Annotated in this window: 24 protein-coding genes; 17 read left to right on the top strand and 7 right to left on the bottom strand. The window is 62.5% G+C overall.

The window, feature by feature from the left end; genetic code table 11:
• Window positions 1–5: 5 nt before the first annotated feature.
• Window positions 6–362, bottom strand: coding sequence for a Spx/MgsR family RNA polymerase-binding regulatory protein (locus BW989_RS02260; protein WP_076584910.1), 357 nt, complete (start codon window positions 360–362; stop codon window positions 6–8).
• Between the two features lie 152 nt (window positions 363–514).
• Here BW989_RS02260 and BW989_RS02255 point away from each other — a divergent pair, with 152 nt between their 5' ends.
• Window positions 515–868: a hypothetical protein gene (locus tag BW989_RS02255; RefSeq protein ID WP_076584908.1), complete on the top strand. Its 354-nt coding sequence runs from the start codon at window positions 515–517 to the stop codon at window positions 866–868.
• An 80-nt stretch (window positions 869–948) separates the two neighbouring features.
• Here BW989_RS02255 and BW989_RS02250 read toward each other — a convergent pair whose 3' ends face one another.
• The 4 genes from BW989_RS02250 to map all read right to left on the bottom strand — a co-directional run bounded on the left by BW989_RS02250 (window position 949) and on the right by map (window position 7,197).
• Window positions 949–2,898: a CocE/NonD family hydrolase gene (locus BW989_RS02250; protein ID WP_076584906.1), complete on the bottom strand. Its 1,950-nt coding sequence runs from the start codon at window positions 2,896–2,898 to the stop codon at window positions 949–951.
• Window positions 2,899–2,981: 83 nt separating this feature from the next.
• On the bottom strand, window positions 2,982–3,812 hold the full coding sequence (dapD, locus tag BW989_RS02245; protein WP_076584904.1) for a 2,3,4,5-tetrahydropyridine-2,6-dicarboxylate N-succinyltransferase: 831 nt from the start codon (window positions 3,810–3,812) through the stop codon (window positions 2,982–2,984).
• On the bottom strand, window positions 3,809–6,415 hold the full coding sequence (gene glnD, locus BW989_RS02240; protein ID WP_076584902.1) for a [protein-PII] uridylyltransferase: 2,607 nt from the start codon (window positions 6,413–6,415) through the stop codon (window positions 3,809–3,811). The genes dapD and glnD overlap by 4 nt, the downstream gene beginning before the upstream one ends.
• Window positions 6,412–7,197, bottom strand: a complete 786-nt coding sequence (map, locus tag BW989_RS02235; protein WP_076585288.1) for a type I methionyl aminopeptidase — start codon at window positions 7,195–7,197, stop codon at window positions 6,412–6,414. Before map ends, glnD begins: the two co-directional genes overlap by 4 nt.
• A gap of 294 nt (window positions 7,198–7,491) precedes the next feature.
• Between map and rpsB the strand changes: the two genes are divergently transcribed.
• The 3 genes from rpsB (at window position 7,492) to tsf (ending at window position 9,477) form a co-directional block, all read left to right on the top strand.
• Window positions 7,492–8,319, top strand: a complete 828-nt coding sequence (gene rpsB / locus BW989_RS02230) for a 30S ribosomal protein S2 (protein ID WP_076584900.1) — start codon at window positions 7,492–7,494, stop codon at window positions 8,317–8,319.
• Window positions 8,276–8,515, top strand: coding sequence for a hypothetical protein (locus BW989_RS02225; protein ID WP_076584898.1), 240 nt, complete (start codon window positions 8,276–8,278; stop codon window positions 8,513–8,515). The genes rpsB and BW989_RS02225 overlap by 44 nt, the downstream gene beginning before the upstream one ends.
• 95 nt (window positions 8,516–8,610) lie before the next feature.
• Window positions 8,611–9,477: a translation elongation factor Ts gene (tsf, locus tag BW989_RS02220; RefSeq protein ID WP_076584896.1), complete on the top strand. Its 867-nt coding sequence runs from the start codon at window positions 8,611–8,613 to the stop codon at window positions 9,475–9,477.
• Window positions 9,478–9,560: 83 nt separating this feature from the next.
• Here the strand turns inward: tsf and BW989_RS02215 are convergent, their stop codons facing one another.
• Both BW989_RS02215 and BW989_RS02210 read right to left on the bottom strand, forming a co-directional pair.
• Window positions 9,561–10,019: a hemerythrin domain-containing protein gene (locus BW989_RS02215; protein ID WP_076584894.1), complete on the bottom strand. Its 459-nt coding sequence runs from the start codon at window positions 10,017–10,019 to the stop codon at window positions 9,561–9,563.
• A 118-nt stretch (window positions 10,020–10,137) separates the two neighbouring features.
• Window positions 10,138–11,748 (bottom strand): MFS transporter, encoded by a 1,611-nt coding sequence (locus tag BW989_RS02210; RefSeq protein ID WP_076584892.1) that lies wholly within the window; start codon window positions 11,746–11,748, stop codon window positions 10,138–10,140.
• 107 nt (window positions 11,749–11,855) lie between these two features.
• On the opposite strand from BW989_RS02210, the gene pyrH reads away from it, so the two are divergent.
• The 13 genes from pyrH (at window position 11,856) to rnhB (ending at window position 25,039) form a co-directional block, all read left to right on the top strand.
• Complete coding sequence (gene pyrH / locus BW989_RS02205; RefSeq protein ID WP_076584890.1) at window positions 11,856–12,584, top strand: UMP kinase; 729 nt, start codon at window positions 11,856–11,858, stop codon at window positions 12,582–12,584.
• A gap of 43 nt (window positions 12,585–12,627) precedes the next feature.
• On the top strand, window positions 12,628–13,560 hold the full coding sequence (locus tag BW989_RS02200; protein WP_076584888.1) for a cation diffusion facilitator family transporter: 933 nt from the start codon (window positions 12,628–12,630) through the stop codon (window positions 13,558–13,560).
• 67 nt (window positions 13,561–13,627) lie between these two features.
• Window positions 13,628–14,185, top strand: a complete 558-nt coding sequence (frr, locus tag BW989_RS02195; protein ID WP_076584886.1) for a ribosome recycling factor — start codon at window positions 13,628–13,630, stop codon at window positions 14,183–14,185.
• A gap of 148 nt (window positions 14,186–14,333) precedes the next feature.
• Window positions 14,334–15,095 (top strand): polyprenyl diphosphate synthase, encoded by a 762-nt coding sequence (uppS, locus tag BW989_RS02190; RefSeq protein WP_076585286.1) that lies wholly within the window; start codon window positions 14,334–14,336, stop codon window positions 15,093–15,095.
• Entirely contained in the window at window positions 15,092–15,955 is an 864-nt protein-coding gene (locus tag BW989_RS02185) for a phosphatidate cytidylyltransferase (RefSeq protein ID WP_076584884.1), read from the top strand. The genes uppS and BW989_RS02185 overlap by 4 nt, the downstream gene beginning before the upstream one ends.
• Before the next feature lies 1 nt (window position 15,956).
• Window positions 15,957–17,132, top strand: coding sequence for a 1-deoxy-D-xylulose-5-phosphate reductoisomerase (dxr, locus tag BW989_RS02180; protein WP_076584882.1), 1,176 nt, complete (start codon window positions 15,957–15,959; stop codon window positions 17,130–17,132).
• Window positions 17,133–17,142: 10 nt separating this feature from the next.
• Window positions 17,143–18,498, top strand: coding sequence for an RIP metalloprotease RseP (rseP, locus tag BW989_RS02175; RefSeq protein WP_076584880.1), 1,356 nt, complete (start codon window positions 17,143–17,145; stop codon window positions 18,496–18,498).
• A gap of 42 nt (window positions 18,499–18,540) precedes the next feature.
• Complete coding sequence (bamA, locus tag BW989_RS02170; protein WP_076584878.1) at window positions 18,541–21,015, top strand: outer membrane protein assembly factor BamA; 2,475 nt, start codon at window positions 18,541–18,543, stop codon at window positions 21,013–21,015.
• A 7-nt stretch (window positions 21,016–21,022) separates the two neighbouring features.
• Entirely contained in the window at window positions 21,023–22,042 is a 1,020-nt protein-coding gene (gene lpxD, locus BW989_RS02165) for a UDP-3-O-(3-hydroxymyristoyl)glucosamine N-acyltransferase (RefSeq protein ID WP_076584876.1), read from the top strand.
• Window positions 22,039–22,491 carry a 3-hydroxyacyl-ACP dehydratase FabZ gene (fabZ, locus tag BW989_RS02160; RefSeq protein ID WP_076584874.1) on the top strand — a complete coding sequence of 151 codons (453 nt, stop codon included), beginning with the start codon at window positions 22,039–22,041 and terminating at the stop codon, window positions 22,489–22,491. Before lpxD ends, fabZ begins: the two co-directional genes overlap by 4 nt.
• Window positions 22,484–23,272, top strand: a complete 789-nt coding sequence (lpxA, locus tag BW989_RS02155) for an acyl-ACP--UDP-N-acetylglucosamine O-acyltransferase (protein WP_076584872.1) — start codon at window positions 22,484–22,486, stop codon at window positions 23,270–23,272. The genes fabZ and lpxA overlap by 8 nt, the downstream gene beginning before the upstream one ends.
• Window positions 23,160–24,434, top strand: coding sequence for a lipid-A-disaccharide synthase (gene lpxB, locus BW989_RS02150; protein ID WP_129582785.1), 1,275 nt, complete (start codon window positions 23,160–23,162; stop codon window positions 24,432–24,434). Before lpxA ends, lpxB begins: the two co-directional genes overlap by 113 nt.
• Window positions 24,431–25,039, top strand: a complete 609-nt coding sequence (rnhB, locus tag BW989_RS02145) for a ribonuclease HII (RefSeq protein WP_076584870.1) — start codon at window positions 24,431–24,433, stop codon at window positions 25,037–25,039. The genes lpxB and rnhB overlap by 4 nt, the downstream gene beginning before the upstream one ends.
• Window positions 25,040–25,083 lie beyond the last annotated feature (44 nt).

Raw genomic sequence — 25,083 nt, 5'->3', positions numbered from 1 at the left:
CTGCCTCATCCGATACCGAACAATTTCTTGAAACCGTTGTCGCTGAAACCTTGCACGATGCGGCCATCGTCCATCACAACCAACGGGCGCTTTACCAGGGCCGGATGCTCGCGCAGGAGCAGCTTCCACTCTGCGTCGCTGCCCGGGGATTTCCGATTCTCCGGCAGTTGCCGCCAAGTAGTCGAAGACTTGTTTACCAAAACATCCCAACCACCGACCGCATCTTTCCAAGCCACGAACATGTCGGGCGTGGGCAACTGCTCGCGCACATCCATGAATTTGTGCGAAATGTCGAAGCGATCCAGCCATTTGCGCGCCTTGCGGCAGGTATCGCAGTTCTTCAAGCCATACAGCGTGGTCATGCGCAGCTTCCAATAGAAGAATCTGCATTCTGGCCCTTCGCGGCGGTGCACGCCAGCCAGACACAGGCTGAATATCCCGGGCGCATATCGGCAGCGTTCATCGCAACCCGATTAGCGTTGCAGCATTCCATCCACTTCAAATCGGAGCCCCAGTGAACAACCTGATCCGACAAACCCTTGGCGCTTCGCTCCTGGCGTTATGCGTCGCCGCAACGCCGGTGATGGCGCAAAGCACCCCACGTGCGCAGGTGCAGAGTGTCAAACAAAACATCAAGGCCGACTGGAATAGCGTGAAGCGCAACGTCAAACAAGACATACGCGACGTCAAAAGCGGCAATTTCCGCAGCGCACACCAACGTCACAAGCGCGTGATTCGCGGCGACCATGCGCGTCATCGCGCTGCCGTGCGCAAATCACACGAGCGCCGCATGACAGCGGCAAATTGCCTTGCCCGGTACGGCAAGATGGACTGCCAGCGCCGGGGTTACAAATACACGCGCAGCTAACCATCTGTCCGCATAAGCATTAAACAAAGCGGGCACGCCATGGCGTGCCCGTTTCACGTGAATGATCACTGATGGCCGGCTCAAGCCTCCGGCAAGACGCCCACTTCCAACGCCGTGGGGTACTTCTCGTTTTGGTACACGCGATGCGTGGCCTTGATGAAGTCGCTGTCCTTCGCCTTGTAGATGTTCGGCACGTATCTCTGTGGATTGCGGTCGATGAATGGGAACCACGTTGATTGCACTTGCACCATGATGCGATGTCCCTTCTTGAAGGTGTGCAGCACATCATTGAGCGTGTAGTCCACCGCCGTCGGTTTGCCGGGCGTCATCGGCTCGGGCTTCTCGAAGCTGTTGCGGAAGCGCGCACGCATCGGTTCGCCGCGCACCATGGTTTGCTGCCCGGCGCGTGATTTCTTGCCTGCCATGCGTTCAGCCATGCTTGGTGCCGGCATGTCATCGGGATTCACATCGATCAGCTTGACGATGAAATCCGCATCACTGCCGGTGGTGGAGACCCACAACTTCACCTTGATCGGGCCGGCGATGGTGACATCCTCGGTCAATGGTGCGGTCTGGTAGACGAGCACATCGGGGCGCGATGCGGCGAAACGTTGGTCTGCGGCAATGTAATCACGGCTCCAGCCGGTCATGATCTCGGTCGTGTACGGCACAGGTTTGGCCGGATCACTCACATATTCGCCAAACCCGTTGGCGGCCATCGGCTTGGCATCGAACTTGAGGCCACCCTCCGGCTGGAAATACAACGTGCGCGGCTGAAGGTTCTTGGGCGGCCAGCTGGAAAAGCGCTCCCACTCATTTGCACCGGTGCGGAACATCCAGGCCTCGGGCAAGTCCGCTTTGCCTTCACCCTTCAGATGCTGCTTGAAGAAGGCGTATTCGACAGGCTGGTAATCAAGCGACGTGTCGCGACCGAATTCCGCATCGCCCACCTGGTCGCCCTTGCTACCCAGCCAGCCACCATGTGTCCACGGCCCCATCACCAAGGTGTTCTGGATGCCGGGGTTTTGGTTTTCGATGCTCTTGTAGATGTGGAGTGGGCCGTACAGATCTTCGGTATCAAACCAGCCACCCACCGTCATAACTGCCGCGCGCACACCTTTCATTTTTGAGGGCAAGTCGCGTGCCTGCCAGAACTCGTCGTAATTGGGGTGGTTGGTGATGTCATCCCAGAACGCGATCGGCGCACGGAAGCGCTTTGACGCATTGGAGAGCGCACCCAGACGGAGGAAATAGTCGTAACCATCGGGCGTGCCGAAGTCATAACGTTTCTCCCACTCTGTCGTGGGCTTGGGACGCGGATGGCCAAAGCCCATGCCGTGGAAGAAACCATAGGCAAGGTTGAGATTGAAGGCGCCATTGCGATGCATGTCGTCGCCGAGGAACCAGTTGGCGATGGGTGCCTGTGGCGACAGCGCGACTAACGCGGGATGGCCGTTGATCGCCGAAACCGCCGTGTAATAGCCGGGATAGGAAATACCCCACTGGCCCACCTTGCCGTTGTTGCCCGGCAGATTTTTGACCATCCATTCCACGGTGTCCCAGGTGTCGGTGTTGTCGTTCACCTCACCCTCGACCGGGCGCATGTTGACGTAATCGCCTTCGGACATGAATTTGCCGCGCACGTCCTGGCAGGCAAAAATGAAACCATCCTTCTCGTAATCGTCGGTCTGGCCCAGGCGGTCAGCAAATTTGTCTTCGCCATAAGGCCCGCACGAATACGGCGTGCGCTGCATCAGGATGGGGTAGGTGCGGTCGGCGCTGGCGTCCTTCGGTGTGTAAACCACAGTATGCAGCTTCAGCCCATCGCGCATCGCGATGTCGAATTCCTGCTTCATGTAGTGCGCCTTGATGTAGTCGGCGCGAACCTTCATCGCCTCAATCATCGCCGCCCTGCCCTCGGGCATCACGGACGGCCGTTGCGACTTCACTTGTTCACGCGCGCAACCTGCGACAACCAAGAGGATGGCCAGCGGCAGAAGCGCCCGGCTGAAATGATTGGCGATACGCATGGCGGGACTCCCCTTTGGGCAATCCCGCATTGTTCGCAGGCAGGGCAAGCGATCACCCCTGCCAAAGGGCATGCTTTAACGACTCAACTCGCCAAACCGCGCAACAAATCGTTGACGGAGGTCTTGCCGCGGGTCTTTTCATCAACTTGCTTGACGATCACCGCGCAATAGAGCGAATGCGAACCATCGGCCGCAGGCAAGGAACCCGACACCACGACGCTACCTGGCGGCACGTAGCCGTAGCTGATTTCGCGGGTTTCGCGATTGTAAATACGGGTGGATTGGCCGAGAAACACCCCCATGCCGATGACACTGTGATGACCCACGACCACGCCTTCGACGACTTCCGAACGCGCACCGATGAAGCAATGGTCTTCGATGATTGTCGGCGATGCCTGCAGCGGCTCCAGCACGCCGCCGATGCCTGCACCGCCTGAGATATGACAATGCTTGCCCACCTGTGCGCATGAGCCAACCGTGGCCCAGGTATCGACCATCGTGCCCTCGCCCACGTAGGCACCGATGTTGACGAAGCTGGGCATCAACACGACATCGCGTGCGATGTGACAGCCCCGGCGCGCCACCGTGCCCGGTACCACGCGCACGCCATCCTGCTTGAAGCGCGCGGCATCGTAACCATCGAAACGCAGCGGGATCTTGTCCCAGTACGGCGCAGGTGCGCCATCCATCACCTGCATGTCGTGCGTGCGGAAATACAGCAGGACCGCTTTCTTGAGCCATTCGTTGACTTGCCAGCCCTCAGTGCCGGGCTCGGCGACGCGCGCGCCGCCGCTTTCAAGCAGATTGATCGCGGTTTCGACATCAGGACGGATCTCAGCGAGTGCTGCGGCATCCAGATCGGCACGGCGTTCGAAGGCGGCTTCGATGCGGCTGCGCAATGAATTGTCGGTCATGACGGTGATTCTCCAGTGTTGCTGGCGAGCAAGGCATCGCGCAGCGATTGTTGACGTGATTCATCGAGCGGCAAGTCGCGCTCGTCGCTAAGCTGGAAAACGTCTTCCGCACGTTCTCCGAAGGTGGCAATGCGCGCATCATGCACGCGCAAGCCTTGCGCGCGCAGCGTCTGTGCGACTTCAGCAAGCAAGCCTGGTCGATCAGTGCACACCAGGCTCATCAAAGTGCGTCGACCATTCGCGGCATCACCGAATGCCACCTGCGGGCGAATGCGGAAATGCTGCAAGTGTCGCGGCTGGGTGCGTCGTGGCGGACGGATGGAGGCGAGGTCTTCCTTCGACAACACATCGCGCAAGCGCTGTTCCACCAGCGCGGGCGGCACCGGGCGTTGCGGATCGATGGGCATGCATTGGAACGTATCGAAGACGCTTCCATCCGGCCCCTGCAACAAACGGGCTTGCTGGATGGCGAGGCCCACGCGATCCAAAGTGGCGACGATCGCCGCGAATAGACCATCGCGATCCGGCGAATGCACGAAGACCTCGAGCACGCTGCTGTCGTCGTTGCCGATGGTGCGGGCCGCGACATGCAATGCCTCGGCCGGCGCCTTGGCAAGCACGCTGGCCTGCCACGCCACTTGTTCGGGGTGACCTCGCAGGAAACTTTCTTCCGGCATCGACAGAAACAGCGTGTCGGCCGCATCTTCAGTCACCCCGTAGGCGCGCAGGATCGCGCGTGTTCCTGCACGGGTTTCGGCGATGCGCTCGGCGGCCGCGACGGGGTTCTCCAAACCGCGACGCAAAGCCAAGCGAGTGGCGACATACAGGTCGGCCAACAGCCGGTCTTTCCAGGCATTCCATAGCTTGGGCGATGTCGCGGCGATGTCCGCACAGGTCAACAAGTACAGCGTGTCGAGGTGTTCGCGGTCCGCCACGGTCTCGGCGAAACGTTGGACGACGTCAGGATCGGCGATGTCCTGCTTCTGCGCGGTCACCGACATCAGCAAATGCTTCAAGACCAGCCATGACACGAGATCGGTATCGGCAGCGGACAGGCCATGCGCTTCGCAGAACTCACGCGCATCCACAGCGCCAAGCTCTGAGTGATCGCCGCCGCGCCCTTTGGCGATGTCATGAAACAAGCCCGCCAGGAGCAGCAACTCGGGTTTGCGCAGGCGCGGCCAGACTTCATGCGCCATCGAAAAACGTTGTTCATCACTGCCGCTCTGGAACAAGGCGAAATTGCCGAGCAATGCCAGCGTGTGCTGATCGACGGTGTAGACATGGAACAGATCGAACTGCATGCGACCGGTGACGCGTGCGAATGCAGGAATCCAACGTGCGAGCACACCGAGCTGCGACATGCGCCGGAGCGTGGTAACGGCCTCGGGTTGCTGCAGTAGATGCATGAACTGCGTGCGCAAGGCGGGACTGGCACTGGCGTAATCCGGCACCAGTGGGAGGCTTTCGGCCAAGGTGCGTGCAGTGCGCGAATGCAGCCCCGTGCCCTCCGGCAGATGTGACCAGGTCGCGAATAGCGCGAAAATTTGCGCTGGGTCGCCGTGCGGCCAATTGGCATGCCTCGCGGCTAGCCAGCGACCGCGCAATTCAAAACCGGGATCGAGCACTTCCGGTTCGACATCTCCTTCAAGCTCTTCTTCAAAACGCTGCAACAGGCGCTCGCCGATACGCAGCACCAAGGCCGCGCTGCGATAGAAGCCTTGCATCATCCGTTCGACATCGCTGTTGTCGGCCTGCTCCAGGCCGCCGAGACGTGCCGCCAAGAGGCGTTGGTAATCAAAGCGCAATCGCTCTTCGCGCTTGCCCGCGACCAGGTGCAGACCCCAGCGCAGGCGCTGCAATTCGCTGGCGGCGCGGAGCAAGGTCACGCGCTCATCACGGCCGATCTTGCCCATGGCCTCAAGCTGCTCCAGCCCGGTCACGCCGTACACGCGCATGGCCATCCAGCGCAGCGTTTGCAGATCACGCAACCCGCCCGGGCCCTCCTTGATATTGGGCTCCAAGTTGTCGGCGGTATCGCCGAAGCGCGCATGCCGATTGCGCAATTCTTCACGCTTGGCCGCGTAGTACTCGTCGGAAGACCAAATTTTTCCAACCCCGATGGCGTCCTGCAATCGCGCATCCATTGCCGCATCGCCCAGCAACTGGCGCGAATCCATCAGCGCCGTCTGGATCGTGATGTCCTCAGCAGCCGCCGCGCGCACATCGGCCAGTGACCGGGTGGCGTGCGACACCTGCACATGCGCATCCCACAGGCGCGCAATGAAGCCGGCCAGCGCATCGCGATGCGTCACTTGCGCATCCTCATCCCCCAATATCAGGAGATCGACATCCGATTGCGGATAAAGACTGCGGCGACCGTAACCACCCACGGCGAACAGGGCGAGGGGCGCATCCGAGGGGACGCAATCGGCCCACGCTTCCGTGATCAGTGCATCCACGCCATCCGCGCGTGCACGTGCCAGTACATGCGCGGCCTCGCTGGCGTCAAACCGCGCGGCCAAGTCGGCGTCGAGTTGATCGAGGCGCGTGCGTGCTGCCTGCGCCCGTTCCTGTCCTTCGGCAGTACTGCCCGGACTCACGCCACGGGTGGCGGCGGAGGCGAGCCGGCAGACAGCGTCAGGACGTCATAGCCGTCCTTGGTCACCGCGATCATGTGTTCCCACTGCGCGGACAACTTGCGGTCCTTGGTCACCACGGTCCAGCCATCGGGCAGCAGCTTGGAGTGACGGGTGCCTTCGTTGATCATCGGCTCGATGGTGAAGGTCATGCCTTCCTTCAACACGAGGCCCTCGCCCGGGCGGCCGTAATGCAGCACCTGCGGGTCTTCGTGATAGATCCGGCCGATGCCGTGACCGCAGTATTCGCGCACCACGCTGAAGCGCTCGCCCTCGGCAAACTGCTGGATGGCATTACCGATGTCGCCGAGCGTTGCGCCCGGACGCACCTGGCGAATGCCGCGCCACATGGCCTCATAAGTGGTGTCGATCAGGCGCTTGGCCATCACCGAAGGTGTGCCGACGTGGTACATGCGGCTGGTGTCGCCATGCCAGCCATCCTTGATGACGGTGACATCGATGTTGACGATGTCGCCATCCTTCAGCACCTTCGACTCGTTCGGGATGCCGTGGCAGATGACGTTGTTGACCGACGTGCACAGCGTCTTGGGGAAGCCGCGATAGCCGACGTTCGCCGGGGTCGCCTTCTGCACCTGGGTAATGTGGTTGAAGGCGATGCGATCCAGCTCCTCGGTGCTGATGCCGGGACGCACGTGCTGGGCCATGAGATCCAGCACTTCGGCGGCCAGGCGGCCGGCCTCGCGCATCTTCTCGATGTCTTCGGGGGTCTTGATGGTGATGCTCATGCCGCCATTATCGCCCAAGCCGCGACAGACCGTGGCCTTGGGCCGTAACGATTCATTCGATGGTTTGCCTGGGATATTGGGCAGGAGGTATAATTCCACACTTGCCTTCCCGGCAACGCCCACATCGAGCGACATCGGTGAATACACACCAGTCGGCAATCCCTGCTCCGGGGTGCCCGCATCCGCGGGTTCGGCAGCAGTGACGACTGGGAGGCCCAACCCCGGAACCCTGCCCTCACGGGCACCCGCCACCACTCAATCCGGCGGGCGGTTCCTTATCAGGAGTATCAAGCAATGCCCCAGATCACCATGCGCCAGATGCTGGAAGCCGGCGTCCACTTCGGTCACCAGACCCGTTACTGGAACCCGAAAATGGGTCCGTACATCTTCGGTGCCCGCGGCAAGATCCACATCATCAACCTCGAGAAGACCGTTCCGCTGTTCAACGACGCGATGAACTTCCTCTCCAAGATCGCCCAGAAGCGCGGCGTCGTGCTGTTCGTCGGCACCAAGCGCAGCGCGCGCGACGCGGTCAAGGAAGAAGCCGAGCGTTGCGGCATGCCCTTCATGACCCAGCGCTGGCTGGGCGGCACCCTGACCAACTTCGCCACGGTGAAGAAGTCGGTCAGCCGCTTGAAGGAGCTGGAATCGGCTGAAACCGACGGCACCTTCCAGAAGCTGGTCAAGCACGAAGTGCTGGGCCTGCGCCGCGAGCGCGACAAGCTGGAAGCCTCGCTGGGCGGCATCAAGGACATGAACCGTCTGCCCGACGCGCTGTTCGTGATCGACATCGGCCATGAAGACATCGCCATCAAGGAAGCCAAGACCCTCGGCATCCCGGTGATCGCGGTCGTCGATACCAACTACGATCCGGCCCTGGTCGATTACGCCATCCCGGGCAACGACGACGCCATCCGCGCCGTTCAGCTCTACGCTCGCGCGGCTGCCGACGCCGTGCTGGAAGGCAAGGCCGCTTCGCCGAACGCAGCCACCGTGAGCGAGGACGACTTCGCCGACGCTGCTGGCGAAGGCAAGCCGGCCCGCAAGGCCCCGGCCAAGAAGGCGGCTGCTAAGGCCGATGAAGCCGAAGCACCGGCTGCTGACGCTGCCGAAGAAGGCTGAGGACACGGCCATGCCGAACTCCCGCAAGCCCGATGACGAGCTGATGACCGCCCCGGTCGCGCCCGGCGAAGACCCCAACGCCGAGCTCGACCCGGACGTGGCAGCCCGCGCCGAAGCGCAGGTGGCGGAGAACGAAAGGCTCGAACGCGAAGCCGCTTACGACAACCCCGATCCGGACCTCGGCGCGGGCGAGTAATCGCTTCGACATGTGAGGACGCCACCCTGCGTGGCGTCCCTCCCCCATGACGTCGCCCCGCATTCGCGGCGACCACGAAACACTAAGGAATTGAAATGGCTGAAATCACCGCATCCATGGTCAAGGAACTGCGCGAGCGCACCGGCGCCGGCATGATGGAGTGCAAGAAGGCTCTGACCGAGAACAACGGCGACATCGAAGCGGCGGCCGACTGGCTGCGCAAGACCGGTCTGGCCAAGGCTGACAAGAAGGCCGACCGCGTCACCGCCGAAGGCAAGATCGGCATGGCCCAGGCACCGGGCAAGGCCGTGCTGGTCGAAGTGAACTCCGAGACCGACTTCGTCGCGAAGGACGGCAACTTCACCACCTTCGTCGATGCCGTCGCCCAGGCCGCATTGAACGCCGCCGACATCGAAGCCCTGAAGGCCGAGAAGATCGGTGCCGACACGGTTGAAGAAGCCCGCGCTGCCGTGATCGCCAAGGTCGGCGAGAACCTGCAGGTACGCCGCATGGCTCGTATCGACAGCGACAACACCATCGGCGCCTACGTGCACGGTGGCCGCATCGGCGTGCTGGTCGAGGTCAAGGGTGGCAACGAAGAGTTGGCCCGCGGCATCGCGATGCACATCGCCGCCATGAACCCGCCCTACATCTCGCCTGCCCACGTGCCGGCCGAGTTCATCGAGCGCGAGAAGGAAATCGCCCTGGCCCAGGTCAAGGATTCGGGCAAGCCGGCCGAGATCCTGGAGAAGATGATCTCCGGCAAGATCGCCAAGACCGTCGCCGAAATCACCCTGACCGGCCAGCCCTACGTGCTGAACACCGACCAGACCGTTGAGGCCGCGCTGAAGGCTGCTGGCGCTGAAGTCGTCGGCTTCGAGCGTCTCGCCGTGGGCGAAGGCATCGAGAAGGTGGTGGAAGACTACGCCGCCGAAGTGATGAAGCAGGCAGGCCTCGCCTGATCCTGATTCGCGTTTAGCGAGTGACACGAAAAACCCGCCAAAAGGCGGGTTTTTCTTTGCATGTACGATGAGCCAAGACGTTGTCAGCTGATGGGCGGCGACTTCAACAAGCGTTCGTAATCCTTGCGATAGGACTTGGCCAGCGACACTTTCTGCGCATCGCTGAGGATCTTGCCAGACTGCTGAAAGAACCGCGTCTCCTCCTCTTCCAGGTGATGCTCGATCTTTTCGCACAGGGTCTTGGCTCGCTGCATCCAGCCGCGTTGGGACGGCGCATCCTTTGCAAGTTCTTCGAAGAGCTCGTCGATCTTGTGGTGCTCGGCCAAGGCATGGCGCGATGGCAGCAGGCCGTTGTCTTCCATCAGGATCGGCGCGTAGAGGAAGCGCTCTTCCGCCGCCGCATGCGCGGACTCTTCACGACGCAATTCACGGAACAGGGCTTGCCGCCCATCGCCTTCGGGCTGGGTGTCGAGCAGCGCCTTGCACAGCGCACGTTGGCGCTCGTGACTTTCGCGCAGGGCTTCGTAGATGTTGTCGGGCATGGCGTGCAATCAAGTCAAGCTATGTGAGGCCTGATCATGCATGTTGGCCGGTGAAAGCCAGATTCATGCGAGGTGCAACGCGTGAAGCATCGCTCGATTTAAGCGCATGCAGCATCGATCAATGCCCAAGCAAGGCCTGGATCTCTTCCAGTCGGCGACCACGCGTCTCAACGCCAGACCGCCACAACATCACCCCCGAGATCGCCATAGGCAAGGCGATGAGTAATGCCGATGTCGCGAAGTGGGTAAAAAAGCCCATCACTCCGAGCGCGGCACCCACGATGCCGCCAAACTTGGAACTGGCCGCGATGAGCCCTGACCCTGTTCCACGCAAGCGCACCGGATAGATCTCCGCCGCGTAGGGAATCAACATCGCAATCACCCCACTGATGCTGATCAGGAGCGACGCCGTCGCCACCACGGTCGCCACTTCCGAGCGCATCTTCAGTGCGCCCATCACCCAGAATGCGAGCAGCGAGAGCGTCGTCAAGCCGATGAACAGCACCAACGACTTGTAGCTGCTCCAGTGGTGGTAGAGCCAGATCACGACTGAGATGCCGGGCAGTGCGAGCACGGCAGATTTCGCCAGCAGTGTGCTCGCGGCTTTCGGATCGACACCGAGTTCGGTCAGGTTGACCGGCAGCCATAGCAAGAAGCCGAAGTTGGCTAAGCCCCAGGCTACCCCGCAAGTGAGCAGGCCCCAGCTGATCGAAGCGTGACGGCCCCGCATCAATTCGCGCACACCGGTCGCTTCGGGTGTCACGTGCAGCCGTGGTGCGCCCGGATGCGACGCGTCCTCCGGCTCGACATCCAACACCCCGCCCGAAAATTTTCGCAGCACCGCGCGTGCCTGATGCGCGAGGCCTGCGTTGTAGAGGAAGCGCGGGGATTCGGGGATGAAGCGAGAGAGCAAGAGGATGATGCCACCGGTCGGCAGGCCCAGCAGCCACAGGATGCGCCAGCTGAACATTGGCTCCAGCGTCGCCGCCGCACCGGAAGCAAGCAAATAGCCGGCCGATGTCCCGATGCCGCCCAATGCCACCAGCAGCCAGCCACGATGCGCCGCCGGGATGCTTTCGGCCATCAAGGTGAAGGTGATCGGCAAGAGGCCGCCAGCCGATGCGCCCATCAGGAAGCACATGGCCAAGTTCCACTCGAAGGTGGGCATCGCGCCGCAGATCGAGGTGCCGATGAACATCAGCGCGGCTAGCAGGATCGCCGCACGCCGCCCGAACAGATCCGCCACCCGGCCCCATACGACCGAGCCCACCGTGGTGCCGGTCAGCGCTACCAGCGCCAGGAAACTCGCCGAAGGCTTGCTCATGCCATATTCCGCGCTCATCCCGGGCACGACAAAGCCGAGCGTGGCTGGCTTCATCACATCCACCGCCAGCGCGACCACCAACACCGCTACCAGTTTCCAGTGCTCGATGTTTAGTTGGACGGAGTCGGCGACATGGAACTGCAGCTGCCCATTGTCGCCCGCCATCGCCGTGCGCATCTGGGACAGGCGCGGCATCAAACCATAGGCGGCGAAAGCGAGTCCTACCGGGATCGCGGCCATGCCCAGCCACATTTCAGTGGTCATCGGCATCCCCACCATTTGCCAATGCGTGTGCTGGCCCATCATGAACATCGGCATGTGCGCCAAGACCCCGGCGACGATCAGCGCGCAGCCAAACCAAAAGGCCACGGGATGGTGGAAAGACAGGCCGTTGGATGATGACATTCGGGGGATGGCGGAGCGAACAGAGCGCGGATTATCGCAGACCCCCCGCGGTTGGGTCGCGACATCGACTAAAATCATCGCCAACCTTGCCTACCCCCGGAGCCTCCATGTCCCAGCTCGCCCATCGTCGTGTCCTGTTGAAACTCTCCGGCGAGGCATTGATGGGTGATGAGGACTACGGAATTGACCCCAAGATCCTGCACCGCATCGCGCGTGAGGTGATCGAAGCGCGCGATGCCGGCGCGGAGATCGCGTTGGTGGTCGGCGGCGGCAACATCTTTCGCGGCGCAGGCCTTGCCGCTGGGGGCATGGACCGCGTCACTGGCGATCAGATGGGCATGTTGGCAACCGTCATTAATGCGTTGGCCATGCAGGACGCGCTGGAGAAGGTCGGCGGCAAGGCGCGCGTGATGAGTGCACTCAAGATCAACGACGTATGCGAGGACTACATACGTCGCCGCGCTGTGCGCCATCTGGAAAAAGGCCGCATCACCATTTTTGCAGCAGGCACCGGCAACCCCTTCTTCACCACTGACTCCGGTGCTGCCCTGCGCGCGATCGAGATTGGCGCGGACATGCTGCTGAAGGCCACCAAGGTCGATGGTGTGTACGACAAAGATCCGAAAAAATTCCCCGATGCCGTGCGCTTCGAAACACTGGACTACGACGAAGTCATCAATCGCAACCTGCAGGTGATGGACACCGCCGCTTTCGCGCTGGCCCGCGATGCAGAGCTGCCGATGCGCATCTTCGACATGGACCAACCGGGCGTGCTGCTGAAAATCCTGCGCGGCGAGAATATCGGCACCTTGGTGCAGGGTCGCTCAGCCCGCTGATTTTGAAATAGTGTCCGCAGCCGCCCACTGACAGACTGCCGCCATGCTCGGACACTCGCACGGCCACGGAGACGACCACACCCACGGGCCCGGTGCGTTCTCCAACACGCGTACGTTCGCGATGGTCACGCTGTTGAACCTAGCGTTCACCACGGTTGAGGCGCTGTACGGCTTCTGGACCAACTCGCTCGCATTGCTGACCGACGCCCTGCACAACCTGGGCGATGTATTGGGCCTGGGCCTGGCTTGGGCGGCGGCCGCATTGGCCAAACGCCCACCCAGTGGCCGCCACACTTACGGCTGGCGTCGCGCCACCCTGCTCTCGCCGCTGGCCAACGCGGTGCTGCTGGTAGTGTTTTCCGGCGCCTTGGGCTGGGAGGCGATCCGTCGTTTCAGTGCGCCGCCGGAAATCCCGGCCTTGCCGGTGATCGTGGTCGCGGCGATTGGCATCGGCGTCAACCTGCTCGGCGCGTGGTTGGTGCGCGGCGGGCACGAAAACGACCTGAACCGTCGCGGCGCGTTCATGCACTTAATGGCCGATGCCGCCGTGTCGCTGGCGGCGGTCCTGGCCGGCTTGGGGATGTGGTATCTGGGCTGGTCGTGGCTGGATCCGGCCACGGCGCTGCTCATCAGCGTAGTGATCGCGGTCGGTGCCTGGGCGCTGCTGCGCGACAGCTTCGAGGCGGCAATGGATGCGGTGCCACGCAGCATCGATCGGGATGCGGTCCATGCCTTCCTGCTGGCGCGGCCTGGCGTCAGCGCCATTCATCACCTGCACATCTGGGCACTGGGGGCGGGCGAAATCGCGATGACCGCGCATCTGGTTCGCCCGGACGACGAAGACCACGATGCCTTCATCGACACCCTCGTCCACGACCTGGACCACGAATTCGGCATCAATCATCCGACCCTGCAGGTGGAGCGCGGCAACCTGTGCGAACACGACCGACACGACCGCGCCCCGCACGCGCACTAACACCACATCACCCGGACACCCCTGCAACACGCCTATAATCTCCGGCTACGTTCGTTCGGAGCCGACCATGATCAAGGACATTCACAAAGACGCGCAGTCGCGCATGCACAAGAGCATCGAAGCGCTGCGTCACAACCTGGTCAAGGTCCGCACCGGTCGCGCCACATCAGCCTTGGTCGATCACATCAAAGTGCAGAGCTACGGCTCCGACATGCCGCTGTCGCAGGTCGCCAGCGTGGCCGTGACCGATGCGCGCTCGCTCACCATCACACCGTGGGACAAGCAGATGGTCAGCGTGATCGAGAAGGCGCTGATCAATTCGGATCTGGGCCTGACCCCGAATACGGCCGGCATGACCATCCGTATCAACATCCCCGCCCTCACCGAGGAACGCCGCCGCGAGCTGACCAAGGTGGTGCACAGCGAGGCCGAGGACGCGAAGGTCGCGATCCGCAACATCCGCCGCGATGCCAACCAGCAGGTCAAGGATCTGCAAAAGGACAAGCAGGTCACCGAAGACGACGTGCGTCGCAGCGAAGACGATGTGCAGAAGATGACCGACAGCGCGATCAAGGATGTGGATGAAGTGGTGAAAGCCAAAGAACAGGAATTGATGGCTGTCTGAGGATGGGCCTGTTGCGCTTGCCCATACTGCGTCATCGGCGGCATTCGGCATCGGTCACGTACTTCAGTACGCTCCCTCTGCCCGAGCCGCCTCTTCTTTGCCTGGCCATCGCTCACGACGGCCCGGAAGTGTCGTCGGTGGGATGTCGATGAGCGATACAGCCACCTCCCCCATCCCCCGCCACCTCGCCGTCATCATGGATGGCAATGGGCGCTGGGCGGAGCAACGCCGTCGCCCGCGGCTCATCGGCCACCGCGCCGGGGCACGCGCGGTGAACCTGTGCGTGGAGTACTGCCTGGAGCGCGGGGTAGAGGCGCTGACGCTGTTTGCATTCTCCAGCGAGAACTGGGGCCGGCCGCAGGAAGAGGTAAGCGGCTTGATGAAGTTGTTCACCGGCACCTTGGATCGCGAGGCCGACGAATTGCATCGCCGCGGCATCCGCCTGCGTTTCATTGGCGATGTGAGCCGTTTCTCGGACGACATCCGCCGCCGAATGCAGGCCGCAGAAAGCCTCACAGTGGGCAATACGCGGATGACGCTGACCATCGCCGCCAGCTATGGCGGGCGGCAGGACATCGTCGATGCTGCACGCGCCTTGGCGCGCGAAGTCGCTGCCGGCCGCCTGTCCCCCGACGCAATCGACGAGACCCGTTTCGACCAGCACGTGGCGCTCGCCGACCTGCCTGCGCCGGACCTGTTGATCCGCACCGGCGGCGATCAACGCATCAGCAATTTCCTGCTCTGGCAGGCCGCCTACACCGAACTTTGGTTCACACCGCGCTTGTGGCCAGAGCTCGATGCCGCCACACTCCAGCACGCCTTCGACGATTACGCACGACGCCAGCGCCGTTTCGGCCTGACCGGCGCGCAGGTCACGGCACCCGACCCGAAACTGCCGCCGAGCGCATGACCAAGACCCGCACCCTCGCCGCCCTCGTCATGGGCCCACTCGCCATTCTGGCTGTGCTATTCCTGCCCACGCCCTGGATGATGGTGCTGGCCGCTGTGCTGTTCCTCGCCGGTTTGTGGGAGTGGTTTCGTCTGGCTGAGGTCGAGGACACCCTGACCCGCACCTTCCTCCTCGCCGCCAACCTGCTCTTGATGGTGATGCTGGTCTGGGCCTCGCGCACCGAGCGCGGCGGCTCGCTGGCGCTGTTCCACCTCGCCATCTTCGTCGGCGTGATCTGGTGGTTCTTCGCCGGCTTGTGGCTCAAATTCCCTGGCTTCGGTTCACATCACGAAGGCTGGGCACGCGCGATCAAGCTCGCTGCCGGCACACTGGCGGTCATTCCGGCTTGGTGCGCCCTGGCCGTCATCCACGGTGATCCGGGCGATGAAGGCATGGTTGGCATCATCCCGCGCAACCACTTGTGGCTGCTGACCGCGCTAATGATGATCTGGATGGCGGATACCGGCGCGTACTTCGCCGGGCGCAAGTTCGGCAAGCACAAGCTGGCCCCGCGCATCAGCCCCAACAAGACGGTCGAAGGCCTTGTTGGCGGTGCGATTGCTGCCACCGTGTTCGGCCTGATCTTCGCGATGATCGCCGGGGCCGAAACATCGGACCTGCCATGGGTCGCTCTGACCGCGCTGATCACGGTCATAGCATCGGTCGTCGGCGACTTGTTCGAAAGCCTGCTCAAACGCCATGCAGGCGTCAAAGACTCCAGCGATTTGATCCCCGGCCATGGCGGCATCCTTGATCGCATGGACAGCGTGCTGGCGGCCCTTCCGGTGTTTGCAGTCTGCAAAGCCAGCTTTGGGTTCTGAGATGGCTGCGATGCGCCGCATCGCCATCTTTGGTGCGACCGGGTCCATCGGCGCTTCGGCCCTGGACGTCATCAGCCGGCACCCCGAGCAGTATCGCGCCACTGTCCTCGCCGCCGGCAACCGCGTCGAGGCGCTGATCGACCTCTGCCGCCTCCATCACCCGGATCACGCGGTGATCGCCGATGAAGCTGCGTTCACCACCCTGCGCGACGGGCTGCGCGATGCGGGCCTCACGACACAGCCGCACGCCGGGCTTGCCGCGACGGACACACTCGCCGCGTCCGATGCCTGCGATACGGTGATCGCCGCCATCGTTGGCGCCGCGGGTTTGTCATCCACCTTGGCCGCAGCGCGCGCCGGCAAACGGCTGCTGCTGGCCAACAAGGAATCCCTGGTCCTCGCCGGTGAATTGTTGATGGCCGAAGTCGCGGCAGCGGGCGGCACGCTAGTGCCGATCGATAGCGAGCACAACGCCATCTTCCAGTGCCTGCCTGACGGTCGACCCGATGGCGTGGCCAAAATCATTCTGACCGCATCGGGCGGCCCGTTCCGCGGACGTACACGCGCGCAATTGGTCGATGTCACTCCGGCCCAGGCCGTTGCCCATCCAAAATGGTCCATGGGCCCGAAGATCTCGGTCGATTCTGCCACCCTGATGAACAAGGGACTGGAAGTCATCGAAGCGCACCACCTGTTCGGGATGCCTGCACAGCGCATCGAGGTGCTGGTGCACCCGCAATCTTTGGTGCACTCCTTCGTCGAGTTCATCGATGGCTCCACCCTCGCCCAACTCGGGCTGCCCGACATGCGCACCACACTGGCCGTGGGCCTCGCCTGGCCCGGGCGCGTGGCTTCGGGTGTCGCTGGCCTCGACCTGATTGCGCAGGGCGGTGAGCTGCAATTCGAGGCGCCCGACCTCGATGCCTTCCCCTGCCTCGGCCTCGCTTTCGCCGCATTGCAAGCCGGCGGCACCGCGCCTGCCATGCTCAACGCGCTGAATGAAGAAGCTGTTTCAGCGTTTCTTCAGGGCCGAATTGGTTTTCTGGACATCCCCGCGCTGGTCGAAGATGGTTTGGCCGCGCTCCCCCCCACGCGTGCGGAGTCGCTCGACGTGTTGCAGGCAGCCGATCAGGCCGCGCGACAACACGTACTCGCTGCGATTTCGCGCCTGAACTGATGCGAACGGCATGAATGACTTCGCCGGCTCGGTGTTCTGGCTGATCGTCAGTCTGGGGCTCCTGGTCACCTTCCACGAGTTTGGCCACTTCTGGGTCGCGCGCCGCTGTGGCGTCAAGGTGCTGCGCTTCTCGGTGGGTTTCGGCAAACCATTGTGGATGCGCCGCGGCAAGGACGGCACCGAATACGTGATTGCCGCCATTCCGCTGGGCGGCTACGTGAAGATGCTAGACGAGCGTGAAGCCGATATCCCGGCGCATCAGCTTGACCAGGCCTTCAATCGCAAGTCGGTCTGGCAGCGCATCGCGATCGTCGCCGCTGGCCCCATCGCCAACCTGCTGCTATGCGTGACGCTTTTGTGGGGGATGTTCGTGATCGGCCGGCCCGATTTCGCCCCGGACATCGGCCGTGTGCAAGGTGTCGCCGCAGCATCTGGCTTCAAGCCGGGCGACAGGCTGATCGCCATCGACGGCCGCCCAACGCCCAGCTGGAGCGAGGCCGGGATGGCGCTGATCACCACCTCGCTGGACCGCCAACCGGTCACGGTCGAAGTGACCGATGCCAACGGCCAAACCCGTGAGCGCATCTTGCATATGGAGCGATTGCCCTCGAGCGTGAAGGAGCGCGACGCCTTGGGCGCGATTGGCCTGATTCCCGCGCATGCGATCGCGCCTGCCGTGGTGGGGGATGTCGCGGCGGATGGCCCCGCCACCGGCAAGCTGCAATCAGGTGATCGGATCACCGCGGTCGATGGCACCCCGATCCGCGATTTCGAATCTCTGCCTGCACCGATTGCTGCCGCTGGGCAAGCCGGCCGACCGGCCCAGCTACGCATCGAACGCAACGGACAACCACTCACGGTCGAGATAACGCCCAAACAGCTCAAGCGCCCCGATGGCGGCGAGTACTGGGGCGTCGGTATCGCGATGGCGCAGGTCGCAAATCCGCCGCGCACGGCCTTGTTGCGTCATGGACCCCTCGCTGCAATTCCGGCGGCGTTCAGCGAAACCTGGCGTTTGGCGCGTGATTCGGTGGGCATGATCGGGCGGATGATCAGCGGCCGTGCATCGACCGAAAACGTCTCCGGACCCATCACGATCGCCCGCTACGCCAACGCTTCGGCGGATATGGGGCCTGCCTGGTTTTTGAACTTTCTGGCCCTGGTTTCACTCAGTCTTGCCATCATCAATCTTTTGCCAATTCCGATGCTGGATGGCGGGCACCTGCTGTATTACCTTATCGAATTGGCCAAAGGACGCCCTTTGGGTGACCGTGCCATGGCCTTCGGCCAGTACATCGGCTTGGCCTTCCTCGCCTGCCTGATGGGCTTGGCGTTCTACAATGACCTTCATGGTCTGCTGCGATAACACCCGCTGCAGACTTTTCATCATGCAAACCGGATCCCCGTAATGACGCGAAGCCCCACCCGTCGCCGCCTGCTCGCCCTTGCCCTCGCCTCTATCTTGGCGGCACCTGCCTGGGCGCAGTCGATCGATCCGTTCACCGTCAGCGACATCCGCGTCGATGGCCTGCAACGCATATCGGCAGGCACGGTTTTCACCTATCTGCCGGTCGAGCGTGGCGACAGGCTTGACCAAGCCAAAGCAGGCGAAGCCATTCGGGCCCTGTACAAGACCGGCTTCTTCGAGGACATCCGCCTGGATCGGCAGGGTGACATCCTGGTGCTGACCGTGGTCGAGCGCCCGGCCATCAACAAACTGACGGTCGCCGGCAACAAAGACCTGCAAACCGAGCAGCTGATGGGCAGCCTGAAGGACATCGGCTTGTCGGAAGGCGAAACCTACGACCGGATGAGCTTGGACCGGGTGAAGCAAGAGCTGACCCGCGCCTACCAGAACCGCGGCAAGTACAACGTGGTGATCGAGCCAACGGTGACCAAGCTGGACCGCAACCGCGTCGACATCGCGATCAACATCAAGGAAGGCAAGGCGGCCAAGATCCGCCACGTCAACGTGATCGGCAACGACATCTTCAGCGACAAGGATCTGTTGAAGGGATGGGAATCGCGTCCCAGCAACTGGCTTAGCTGGTATCGCCGCGACGACCAGTACTCGAAAGAGAAGCTCTCGGGCGATCTTGAAAAGCTGCAGTCGTATTATCTGGATCGCGGTTATATCGACGCCGATGTCGGCCCGGACAACACCCAGGTCTCGATCAGCCCCGACAAGCGCGAAGTCTTCATCACCGCCGGCCTGACCGAAGGTGAGCAGTACAAGATCTCGACAGTCACCGTCAGTGGCGACACCGTGCTGCCGAAGGAAGACATTGAGAAGATCGTCGCGGTATTCGTGAAACCCGAGCAGGTGTTCTCGCGTGCGCGCCTTGAGGCCGCGACCGACAGCATTACTGCATCGCTGAGCAACATTGGCTATGCCTTCGCGCAGGTACAACCGACGCCGGACGTCAACCGCGAAAACCGTACCGTCGGCATCGACATGCAGGTCGTGCCCGGTCCTCGCGTCAATGTGCGCCGCATCGTCTTCAAGGACAACAACCGCACCAAGGACGAGGTCCTGCGTCGCGAGATGCGCCAGTTCGAAGGCGCCTGGTATTCGCAGGCCGCGATCGACCGCTCGAAGATCCGCCTGCAGCAGCTGGGCCACTTTTCGAGCGTGGACATCGAAAGCAAGCCCGTCCCCGGCAGCAATGACCAGGTCGACCTGGAAGTAAAGGTCAAGGAAGAGAATTCCGGCCAAGTGATGCTGGCACTGGGTTATTCGCAGCTGGGTGGCGCACAGATCAGCGCACAGCTGTCGGAAAACAATTTCCTCGGTAGCGGCAACCGCGTGTCGATTGCAGCCATGCGCAGCGGATACCAAGAGCGCTACGACTTCTCCTTCCTGAACCCCTACTTCACCGACAACGGCGTGTCGCTGGGCTATAACCTGTTCTGGAACGAATTCGACTACTCCGACTTCAACGTCGCGCAGTACTCGACCAGCTCCGGTTCGGCACAGGCCTTCCTCGGCATTCCGATCACCGAATACGACACCGTCAGCTGGATGATGGGTATCGATAGCAAAGAGGTGTTGGCGCTGTCCGGCCAAACGCCCGAGGTGATCGTCGACTACATCAATGCCGTGGGCAATCAGACGTTCCACTCCTGGCGCACACAGCTCGCGTTCGCGCGCGACACCCGCAACCATGCACTGACGCCTACATTCGGCACCTACCAGCGCATCGGGTTGGAGGCCACGCTGCCGGGCTCGACCGTGCAGTACTGGAAACTGGATTACCAGTTCTCCAAATACTGGCCGCTGAGCCAAGCACTGGTATTGAACACAGGCTTCAACATCGGTTACGGCGACTCGTACGGAAAGGATTTCGTTCGAAATCTCTGTTACACGCCGCCGACCTTCGTCGACAGCGACAACGACGGCATAATCGATGTCGTCACCCCAGGTGCCGATCCCACTGTACCTTGCGAAACGACCTCGCCTGATTTCCAGAAGACAGTGACCGCCACCGGCCTGCCCTTCTTCGAGAATTACTACGCAGGTGGTGTTTCGACGTCGGGGCGCGTGCGCGGCTTCGTCGACAACACACTCGGACCGCGCGTCCCCAATGCTTACGGTTATCTGCAACCCTTGGGTGGTGCGTTGAAGACCATCGGCACGGTGGAGATGTTCTTCCCGAAACTGATCGACAGCCCTGCGGCGCGCGTGTCTGCATTCGTCGACTTCGGCAACGTGTACAAGGACTTCGACAGCTTCAGCGCGAAGGAATTCCGCGTCTCGACGGGTATCGCCCTTATGTGGCGCTCGCCGATGGGCCCGATCACCATCAGCTACGCGCTGCCGCTGCGCAAGGAAGACGACGACCGCATCGAGCGTCTGCAGTTCACGTTCACCGGCGCTTTCTGATCGACGCATGACGGCCACCTTTACCGCAGCAGGACTCGCGCAGCGGTTCGGGCTCGACGTGATGGGCGACGGGGAAGTCGCCATCGAAGGCGTCGCGACATTGGCTGCAGCCAAGCCGGGGCAACTCGGCTTCCTGGCCAATCCACGCTACCGCAACCAACTGGCATCCACTGGGGCCAGCGTAGTCGTGATGCGCGTCGATGATGCCCGCGAAGCACCGATGACCGCACTGGTCGCACGCGACCCGTATGCGGCCTTCGCACGCATTGCCACGCTGTTCGAGCCGGTCGCAGATCAGCCCGCCGGCATTCATGAGAGCGCGGTAATCGCCGCCGACGCCGTCATCGACTCAAGTGCACACATCGGGCCGTTCGTCAGTATCGGCGCGCGTAGCCATGTGGGTGCGAGCGCTGTGATCGGCCCCGGCTGCGTGATTGGCGATGATTGCGTGGTTGGCGCCGGCTGCGAGCTCATCGCACGGGTCACCTTGGTCACGCGCGTGCGCTTGGGCCAGCGCGTGCGCATCCACCCTGGCGCGGTACTGGGCGCAGATGGTTTTGGCCTGGCGATGGATGAAGGCCGCTGGCTCAAAGTCCCGCAACTGGGCGGCGTGGTGGTAGGTGACGACTGCGAGATCGGTGCCAACACCTGCATCGACCGCGGCGCACTGGACGACACCGTGCTGGAGGAAGACGTGCGCCTAGACAACCAGATCCAGATCGGCCACAACGTACGCATCGGTGCCCACACCGCCATGGCCGGATGCTCGGCTGCTGCAGGCAGCGCCAAAATAGGCCGCTATTGCCTGATCGGCGGTGGCGCGGGCGTTCTCGGGCATCTGGAGATCTGCGACCAGGCCGTGATCACCGCGATGAGCCTGGTCACCCACTCCATTCGGGAGCCCGGGGAGTATTCATCGGGCACGCCATTGATGGACAATCGCAGCTGGCGCAAGAGCGCCGCGCGCTTCAAGCAACTCGACAAGCTGTTCCGCGGCATGCGTGGCGGCGACAAGGAATCTTCATGACCGATCTCGAACTGCCTATCGACATCGAACGCATTCGCGAAATGCTGCCGCATCGCTATCCTTTTCTGTTGATCGACCGCGTCGTGGAGTTTGAGTCCGGCAAGCGCATCAAGGCGTGGAAGAACGTCAGCATCAACGAGCCTTTCTTCAACGGCCATTTTCCGGCGCATGCGGTGATGCCGGGGGTGTTGGTGATCGAAGCACTGGCTCAGGCCGGCGGTTTGCTCAGCCACATGACCCGCGGCGGTCGAAGCGTTGGCAAGCTGTCTTACCTGGTGAAGGTGGATGCGGCCAAGTTCTCGCGCATGATCGTGCCAGGTGACCGCCTGGAGCTGGATGTCGAGCTTAAGCGCGAGATCCGCAATATGGTGCAGTACGTCGGCACTGCCAGCGTCGATGGCAAGCAGGTCGCTTGCGCGGAAATTCTTTGCGCCGAGGTCGATGCCTGACGTGAGCGGCATCCATCCCACTGCTGTGATCGATCATGCCGCGCAATTGGCGGACGATGTCATCGTCGGCGCGTACACCATCATCGGCGCGGAAGTGGAGATTGGCGCGGGCACAGTGATCGGCCCGCATTGCAGCATCACCGGCCCGACCAAGATTGGTCGCAACAATCGCATCCATGGCCATGCCGCGATCGGCGGCGATCCGCAGGACAAAAAATTTCGTGGCGAGCGCGTAACGCTTGAAATCGGCGACGGCAACCACATCCGCGAATTCGTCACCATCAACCGTGGCACCGGCGATGGCGGCGGGATCACCCGTATCGGCCACGACAACTGGCTGCTGGCCTACGTGCATGTCGCACACGATTGTCAGATCGGCAGTCACTGCGTGTTTTCCAACAACGCCACGCTGGCCGGGCACGTTACCGTCGAAGACCATGTGATCCTCTCCGGCTTCGTAGGCGTACATCAGTTCTGCCGCATCGGCGCGCATGCATTTATCGGCATGGGCGCCTTCGTCAATGGCGATGTGCCGCCTTACCTGATGGTGGCGCAAGAAAAATACTCGCGGCCGCGTGGCATCAATGCCGAAGGCCTGAAGCGTCGTGGCTTCGACGCTGTGCGAATCGCTGCAATCAAACGCGCCTACCGTGCGTTGTATATGGGCGATGCGAAATTGGACGAGGCGAAGGCAGAGATCGCCGAGATCGCCGCCACTAGCGACGACGTTCGCGCGTTCCTCGATTTCATCGAACGCGGCGAGCGGCCGTTGCTGCGCTGAGGTGCCCATGCGCATCGCGCTGTGCGCAGGCGAGGCTTCCGGCGACCTGCTTGGCGCCGGCCTGATCGAAGAACTGCACAAACGCTTCCCCGATGCTGAATTCGCCGGCATCGGCGGCCCCAAGATGCGCGCTGCCGGCCTCGACGCTTGGCATGACGCACAAGAACTCGCGGTGATGGGCCTGGCCGAAGTGCTCGCGCACTTGCCGCGCCTGTTGAAACTTCGCAAAGCCTTTCGCCAACGTGTACTGGATTGGCAGCCCGATGTCTTCATCGGCATCGACGCGCCGGACTTCAACCTGGGCGTGGAAAAGTGGCTCAAGGCGCGCGGCATTTCTACAGTGCACTACGTCAGCCCCAGCGTGTGGGCGTGGCGGGAGTCGCGCGCGCAGCGCATAGGTGAATCTGCCGATCGCGTGTTGTGCCTCTTCCCAATGGAGCCACCGATTTACGCGCGCCATAGCGTCGATGCGGTCTTCGTTGGCCATCCACTGGCGGACGAAATTCCATTCCAGCCTGATCGCTTAGCAGTGCGTGCACGGCTGAGCGTGCCGGCCGATGCAAAGGTGCTCGCGGTACTGCCTGGGTCGCGCCTCGGCGAAATCCAGCGCATGTTGCCGGTGTTCCTGGAGGCGGCTTCGTTACTGACTAAAGCCACGCCTCGGCTTCAACTGCTCATTCCTGCGGCCAACCGCGAGTGCCGTAGCGCCATCGATGCTGAGCTCGCCACGCGACGCGACGCATCGCTCAATGCCCACGTACTGGATGGCGATGCGCAAGCTGCGATGATTGCCAGCGACTGCGTGTTGCTGGCCTCGGGCACCGCAGCGCTGGAAGCGATGCTGTGCAAACGCCCGATGGTGATTGGACATCGCATCGCGCCGCTCACGTATCGCATCGTCAAGGCCTTCGGCCTGCTCAAGAGCGCGCACGTCAGCCTGCCGAATGTGCTGGCCGGTGAGGCGTTGGTGCCCGAACTGCTGCAGGATGACTGCACGCCGGACAAGCTCGCCGCTGCGGTCAGTCATTGGTTGGGCGATGCCGCTGCGGTCGATGCGCTGCTACCCCGCTTCGAAGCGATCCACCGCGAATTGAAGCAAGACGCCTCCGCGCGTGCCGCCGATGCCATCGCATCGATGCTGAAAACGGACGCCACGCGATGAACCCGATGGACGATCTCTTCGCGCCGCCGCCGGACTTGATCGCTGGCGTGGATGAAGCCGGACGCGGCCCACTGGCCGGCCCTGTCGCGGTGGCCGCGGTCATCCTCGACCCTGCGCGTCCCATCGGCGGGCTGGATGATTCGAAGAAGCTCACCGAAGCGCGTCGCGAAGCGCTCGCCCCGTTGATTCGCGAACATGCCCTCGCCTGGCATATCGAATTTGTCGAAGCCGATGAAATCGACGACCTCAACATCCTGCAAGCCACGCTCGCCGGCATGCGACGCGCGCTGCTGGGGCTCGACATCGCGCCCACACTCGCCCGCATCGACGGCAACCGCCTCCCAAAAGGCCTGCCCTGTCCCGCCGAGGCATTGGTGGGCGGCGATGCGCTGGACCCGGCGATCATGGCCGCCTCGATTCTGGCCAAGACCGCGCGCGATGCCCGCCTGCGCGATCTGGACACTGAATTTCCGCAATACGGTTTCGCCAAGCACAAGGGCTATCCCAGCCCGGGGCATCTGGCGGCGTTGCGTGAACACGGCCCCTGTCCTGCGCATCGGCGCAGTTACGCGCCCGTTCGTCGCGCGCTGGAAGCGCGTCGCTGAGCTGGGCGGGAACGCCCGGCTGTCAAGCCTTGTCCCACCCTGCC

This window comes from Solilutibacter tolerans (assembly GCF_900155935.1).
Taxonomy (GTDB): domain Bacteria; phylum Pseudomonadota; class Gammaproteobacteria; order Xanthomonadales; family Xanthomonadaceae; genus Solilutibacter; species Solilutibacter tolerans.
The sequence above is the reverse complement of the archived record's forward strand: the minus strand, read 5'-3'. Positions and strand labels throughout refer to the sequence as shown.

Bases quoted from the DNA above. Each gene is read 5' to 3' on its own strand.
- fabZ (WP_076584874.1), top strand. From the start codon at position 22,039: ATGACCGATCTCGAACTGCCTATCGACATCGAACGCATTCGCGAAATG.
- lpxA (WP_076584872.1), top strand. From the start codon at position 22,484: ATGCCTGACGTGAGCGGCATCCATCCCACTGCTGTGATCGATCATGCC.
- map (WP_076585288.1), bottom strand. From the start codon at position 7,197: ATGAGCATCACCATCAAGACCCCCGAAGACATCGAGAAGATGCGCGAG.
- BW989_RS02210 (WP_076584892.1), bottom strand. From the start codon at position 11,748: ATGTCATCATCCAACGGCCTGTCTTTCCACCATCCCGTGGCCTTTTGG.
- BW989_RS02185 (WP_076584884.1), top strand. From the start codon at position 15,092: ATGACCAAGACCCGCACCCTCGCCGCCCTCGTCATGGGCCCACTCGCC.
- rnhB (WP_076584870.1), top strand. From the start codon at position 24,431: ATGAACCCGATGGACGATCTCTTCGCGCCGCCGCCGGACTTGATCGCT.
- tsf (WP_076584896.1), top strand. From the start codon at position 8,611: ATGGCTGAAATCACCGCATCCATGGTCAAGGAACTGCGCGAGCGCACC.
- BW989_RS02215 (WP_076584894.1), bottom strand. From the start codon at position 10,019: ATGCCCGACAACATCTACGAAGCCCTGCGCGAAAGTCACGAGCGCCAA.
- BW989_RS02260 (WP_076584910.1), bottom strand. From the start codon at position 362: ATGACCACGCTGTATGGCTTGAAGAACTGCGATACCTGCCGCAAGGCG.
- BW989_RS02200 (WP_076584888.1), top strand. From the start codon at position 12,628: ATGCTCGGACACTCGCACGGCCACGGAGACGACCACACCCACGGGCCC.
- lpxD (WP_076584876.1), top strand. From the start codon at position 21,023: ATGACGGCCACCTTTACCGCAGCAGGACTCGCGCAGCGGTTCGGGCTC.
- rseP (WP_076584880.1), top strand. From the start codon at position 17,143: ATGAATGACTTCGCCGGCTCGGTGTTCTGGCTGATCGTCAGTCTGGGG.
- pyrH (WP_076584890.1), top strand. From the start codon at position 11,856: ATGTCCCAGCTCGCCCATCGTCGTGTCCTGTTGAAACTCTCCGGCGAG.
- bamA (WP_076584878.1), top strand. From the start codon at position 18,541: ATGACGCGAAGCCCCACCCGTCGCCGCCTGCTCGCCCTTGCCCTCGCC.
- BW989_RS02225 (WP_076584898.1), top strand. From the start codon at position 8,276: ATGAAGCCGAAGCACCGGCTGCTGACGCTGCCGAAGAAGGCTGAGGAC.
- uppS (WP_076585286.1), top strand. From the start codon at position 14,334: ATGAGCGATACAGCCACCTCCCCCATCCCCCGCCACCTCGCCGTCATC.
- dapD (WP_076584904.1), bottom strand. From the start codon at position 3,812: ATGACCGACAATTCATTGCGCAGCCGCATCGAAGCCGCCTTCGAACGC.
- BW989_RS02250 (WP_076584906.1), bottom strand. From the start codon at position 2,898: ATGCGTATCGCCAATCATTTCAGCCGGGCGCTTCTGCCGCTGGCCATC.
- rpsB (WP_076584900.1), top strand. From the start codon at position 7,492: ATGCCCCAGATCACCATGCGCCAGATGCTGGAAGCCGGCGTCCACTTC.
- frr (WP_076584886.1), top strand. From the start codon at position 13,628: ATGATCAAGGACATTCACAAAGACGCGCAGTCGCGCATGCACAAGAGC.
- lpxB (WP_129582785.1), top strand. From the start codon at position 23,160: ATGCGAAATTGGACGAGGCGAAGGCAGAGATCGCCGAGATCGCCGCCA.
- dxr (WP_076584882.1), top strand. From the start codon at position 15,957: ATGGCTGCGATGCGCCGCATCGCCATCTTTGGTGCGACCGGGTCCATC.